This window comes from Agromyces sp. NPDC058136 (genome assembly GCF_042884375.1).
Lineage (GTDB): Bacteria > Actinomycetota > Actinomycetes > Actinomycetales > Microbacteriaceae > Agromyces.
The window spans coordinates 1-5,369 of sequence record NZ_JBHVUA010000010.1 but is presented as its reverse complement, the minus strand read 5'-3'; the positions used below and the strand labels follow the sequence as shown (position 1 = coordinate 5,369).

Annotated in this window: 2 tRNA genes and 3 rRNA genes; all 5 read left to right on the top strand. The window is 51.9% G+C overall.

The window, feature by feature from the left end:
- Window positions 1–289 precede the first annotated feature (289 nt).
- Window positions 290–1,839, top strand: a 16S ribosomal RNA gene (locus ACFVTX_RS18315).
- Window positions 1,840–2,014: 175 nt separating this feature from the next.
- Window positions 2,015–4,944, top strand: a 23S ribosomal RNA gene (locus tag ACFVTX_RS18310).
- 50 nt (window positions 4,945–4,994) lie between these two features.
- Window positions 4,995–5,110: ribosomal RNA gene (gene rrf / locus ACFVTX_RS18305) — 5S ribosomal RNA — on the top strand.
- Together the 16S, 23S and 5S rRNA genes with 2 tRNA genes alongside form the textbook arrangement of a ribosomal RNA operon.
- Window positions 5,111–5,129: 19 nt before the next feature.
- Window positions 5,130–5,206: transfer RNA gene (locus tag ACFVTX_RS18300), tRNA-Met, on the top strand.
- Between the two features lie 4 nt (window positions 5,207–5,210).
- Window positions 5,211–5,286 (top strand) — tRNA-Asp (locus tag ACFVTX_RS18295).
- Window positions 5,287–5,369: the final 83 nt, after the last annotated feature.

The window sequence follows — 5,369 nt, the reverse complement described above, 5'->3', positions numbered from 1 at the left end:
CAGGATGAATATAACGAAATACGTTTTAAAAAAAATGAAAAAAACACTTGCTAAATTTAAAGAATGCATGGTATATTATTAAACGTCGCTGATGAACAGCAGACAACAACAAAAAGCTTCGGAAACAACTTAAAAAAAGTTGTTGACATAAAAGAAGCTGAGTGGTAAGATAATAAAGTTGCTTCAACAAGCGGTAATGATCTTTGAAAACTAAACAAGACAAAACGTACCTGTTAATTCAAAGTTTTAAATAAATCGCACAGCGATGTGCGTAGTCAGTCAAACTACTTTATCGGAGAGTTTGATCCTGGCTCAGGACGAACGCTGGCGGCGTGCCTAATACATGCAAGTCGAGCGGACAGATGGGAGCTTGCTCCCTGATGTTAGCGGCGGACGGGTGAGTAACACGTGGGTAACCTGCCTGTAAGACTGGGATAACTCCGGGAAACCGGGGCTAATACCGGATGCTTGTTTGAACCGCATGGTTCAGACATAAAAGGTGGCTTCGGCTACCACTTACAGATGGACCCGCGGCGCATTAGCTAGTTGGTGAGGTAACGGCTCACCAAGGCGACGATGCGTAGCCGACCTGAGAGGGTGATCGGCCACACTGGGACTGAGACACGGCCCAGACTCCTACGGGAGGCAGCAGTAGGGAATCTTCCGCAATGGACGAAAGTCTGACGGAGCAACGCCGCGTGAGTGATGAAGGTTTTCGGATCGTAAAGCTCTGTTGTTAGGGAAGAACAAGTGCCGTTCAAATAGGGCGGCACCTTGACGGTACCTAACCAGAAAGCCACGGCTAACTACGTGCCAGCAGCCGCGGTAATACGTAGGTGGCAAGCGTTGTCCGGAATTATTGGGCGTAAAGGGCTCGCAGGCGGTTTCTTAAGTCTGATGTGAAAGCCCCCGGCTCAACCGGGGAGGGTCATTGGAAACTGGGGAACTTGAGTGCAGAAGAGGAGAGTGGAATTCCACGTGTAGCGGTGAAATGCGTAGAGATGTGGAGGAACACCAGTGGCGAAGGCGACTCTCTGGTCTGTAACTGACGCTGAGGCGCGAAAGCGTGGGGAGCGAACAGGATTAGATACCCTGGTAGTCCACGCCGTAAACGATGAGTGCTAAGTGTTAGGGGGTTTCCGCCCCTTAGTGCTGCAGCTAACGCATTAAGCACTCCGCCTGGGGAGTACGGTCGCAAGACTGAAACTCAAAGGAATTGACGGGGGCCCGCACAAGCGGTGGAGCATGTGGTTTAATTCGAAGCAACGCGAAGAACCTTACCAGGTCTTGACATCCTCTGACAATCCTAGAGATAGGACGTCCCCTTCGGGGGCAGAGTGACAGGTGGTGCATGGTTGTCGTCAGCTCGTGTCGTGAGATGTTGGGTTAAGTCCCGCAACGAGCGCAACCCTTGATCTTAGTTGCCAGCATTCAGTTGGGCACTCTAAGGTGACTGCCGGTGACAAACCGGAGGAAGGTGGGGATGACGTCAAATCATCATGCCCCTTATGACCTGGGCTACACACGTGCTACAATGGACAGAACAAAGGGCAGCGAAACCGCGAGGTTAAGCCAATCCCACAAATCTGTTCTCAGTTCGGATCGCAGTCTGCAACTCGACTGCGTGAAGCTGGAATCGCTAGTAATCGCGGATCAGCATGCCGCGGTGAATACGTTCCCGGGCCTTGTACACACCGCCCGTCACACCACGAGAGTTTGTAACACCCGAAGTCGGTGAGGTAACCTTTTAGGAGCCAGCCGCCGAAGGTGGGACAGATGATTGGGGTGAAGTCGTAACAAGGTAGCCGTATCGGAAGGTGCGGCTGGATCACCTCCTTTCTAAGGATTTTAACGGAATATAAGACCTTGGGTCTTATAAACAGAACGTTCCCTGTCTTGTTTAGTTTTGAAGGATCATTTGATTCTTCGAGATGTTGTTCTTTGAAAACTAGATAACAGAAGTAATTCACATTCAATTAGTAATGCAAGATATCACGTAGTGATTCTTTTTAACGGTTAAGTTAGAAAGGGCGCACGGTGGATGCCTTGGCACTAGGAGCCGATGAAGGACGGGACGAACACCGATATGCTTCGGGGAGCTGTAAGCAAGCTTTGATCCGGAGATTTCCGAATGGGGAAACCCACCACTCGTAATGGAGTGGTATCCATATCTGAATACATAGGATATGAGAAGGCAGACCCGGGGAACTGAAACATCTAAGTACCCGGAGGAAGAGAAAGCAAATGCGATTCCCTGAGTAGCGGCGAGCGAAACGGGACCAGCCCAAACCAAGAGGCTTGCCTCTTGGGGTTGTAGGACACTCTATACGGAGTTACAAAGGAACGAGGTAGATGAAGAGGTCTGGAAAGGCCCGCCATAGGAGGTAACAGCCCTGTAGTCGAAACTTCGTTCTCTCCTGAGTGGATCCTGAGTACGGCGGAACACGTGAAATTCCGTCGGAATCCGGGAGGACCATCTCCCAAGGCTAAATACTCCCTAGTGACCGATAGTGAACCAGTACCGTGAGGGAAAGGTGAAAAGCACCCCGGAAGGGGAGTGAAAGAGATCCTGAAACCGTGTGCCTACAAGTAGTCAGAGCCCGTTAATGGGTGATGGCGTGCCTTTTGTAGAATGAACCGGCGAGTTACGATCCCGTGCAAGGTTAAGCAGAAGATGCGGAGCCGCAGCGAAAGCGAGTCTGAATAGGGCGAATTGAGTACGTGGTCGTAGACCCGAAACCAGGTGATCTACCCATGTCCAGGGTGAAGTTCAGGTAACACTGAATGGAGGCCCGAACCCACGCACGTTGAAAAGTGCGGGGATGAGGTGTGGGTAGCGGAGAAATTCCAATCGAACCTGGAGATAGCTGGTTCTCTCCGAAATAGCTTTAGGGCTAGCCTCAAGGTAAGAGTCTTGGAGGTAGAGCACTGATTGGACTAGGGGCCCCTACCGGGTTACCGAATTCAGTCAAACTCCGAATGCCGATGACTTATCCTTGGGAGTCAGACTGCGAGTGATAAGATCCGTAGTCGAAAGGGAAACAGCCCAGACCGCCAGCTAAGGTCCCAAAGTATACGTTAAGTGGAAAAGGATGTGGAGTTGCTTAGACAACCAGGATGTTGGCTTAGAAGCAGCCACCATTTAAAGAGTGCGTAATAGCTCACTGGTCGAGTGACTCTGCGCCGAAAATGTACCGGGGCTAAACGTATCACCGAAGCTGCGGACTGTTCTTCGAACAGTGGTAGGAGAGCGTTCTAAGGGCTGTGAAGCAAGACCGGAAGGACTTGTGGAGCGCTTAGAAGTGAGAATGCCGGTATGAGTAGCGAAAGAGGGGTGAGAATCCCCTCCACCGAATGCCTAAGGTTTCCTGAGGAAGGCTCGTCCGCTCAGGGTTAGTCGGGACCTAAGCCGAGGCCGAAAGGCGTAGGCGATGGATAACAGGTTGATATTCCTGTACCACCTCCTCACCATTTGAGCAATGGGGGGACGCAGGAGGATAGGGTAAGCGCGGTATTGGATATCCGCGTCCAAGCAGTTAGGCTGGGAAATAGGCAAATCCGTTTCCCGTGAAGGCTGAGCTGTGATGGCGAGCGAATTATAGTAGCGAAGTTCCTGATTCCACACTGCCAAGAAAAGCCTCTAGCGAGGTGAGAGGTGCCCGTACCGCAAACCGACACAGGTAGGCGAGGAGAGAATCCTAAGGTGATCGAGAGAACTCTCGTTAAGGAACTCGGCAAAATGACCCCGTAACTTCGGGAGAAGGGGTGCTCTGTTAGGGTGCAAGCCCGAGAGAGCCGCAGTGAATAGGCCCAGGCGACTGTTTAGCAAAAACACAGGTCTCTGCGAAGCCGTAAGGCGAAGTATAGGGGCTGACGCCTGCCCGGTGCTGGAAGGTTAAGGAGAGGGGTTAGCGTAAGCGAAGCTGCGAATTGAAGCCCCAGTAAACGGCGGCCGTAACTATAACGGTCCTAAGGTAGCGAAATTCCTTGTCGGGTAAGTTCCGACCCGCACGAAAGGCGCAACGATCTGGGCACTGTCTCAACGAGAGACTCGGTGAAATTATAGTACCTGTGAAGATGCAGGTTACCCGCGACAGGACGGAAAGACCCCGTGGAGCTTTACTGCAGCCTGATATTGAATGTTGGTACAGCTTGTACAGGATAGGTAGGAGCCTTGGAAACCGGAGCGCCAGCTTCGGTGGAGGCATCGGTGGGATACTACCCTGGCTGTATTGACCTTCTAACCCGCCGCCCTTATCGGGCGGGGAGACAGTGTCAGGTGGGCAGTTTGACTGGGGCGGTCGCCTCCTAAAAGGTAACGGAGGCGCCCAAAGGTTCCCTCAGAATGGTTGGAAATCATTCGTAGAGTGTAAAGGCACAAGGGAGCTTGACTGCGAGACCTACAAGTCGAGCAGGGACGAAAGTCGGGCTTAGTGATCCGGTGGTTCCGCATGGAAGGGCCATCGCTCAACGGATAAAAGCTACCCCGGGGATAACAGGCTTATCTCCCCCAAGAGTCCACATCGACGGGGAGGTTTGGCACCTCGATGTCGGCTCATCGCATCCTGGGGCTGTAGTCGGTCCCAAGGGTTGGGCTGTTCGCCCATTAAAGCGGTACGCGAGCTGGGTTCAGAACGTCGTGAGACAGTTCGGTCCCTATCCGTCGCGGGCGCAGGAAATTTGAGAGGAGCTGTCCTTAGTACGAGAGGACCGGGATGGACGCACCGCTGGTGTACCAGTTGTTCTGCCAAGGGCATCGCTGGGTAGCTATGTGCGGACGGGATAAGTGCTGAAAGCATCTAAGCATGAAGCCCCCCTCAAGATGAGATTTCCCATTCCGCAAGGAAGTAAGATCCCTGAAAGATGATCAGGTTGATAGGTCTGAGGTGGAAGTGTGGCGACACATGGAGCTGACAGATACTAATCGATCGAGGACTTAACCAATTTGAATGTATGCTTACTGTTATCTAGTTTTGAGAGAACACTCTCAATGGTTTGGTGGCGATAGCGAAGAGGTCACACCCGTTCCCATGCCGAACACGGAAGTTAAGCTCTTCAGCGCCGATGGTAGTCGGGGGTTTCCCCCTGTGAGAGTAGGACGCCGCCAAGCTTTTCTAAAATTTTATCATCGCGGGGTGGAGCAGTTCGGTAGCTCGTCGGGCTCATAACCCGAAGGTCGCAGGTTCAAATCCTGCCCCCGCAACCAAAATGGTCCCGTGGTGTAGCGGTTAACATGCCTGCCTGTCACGCAGGAGATCGCCGGTTCGATCCCGGTCGGGACCGCCATTATAAACGATAATATAGTTCTTATGATGCTTTTAAATCATAAGGACTTTTTTTATTGTTAATATAAGGGAATTAGTGGATGT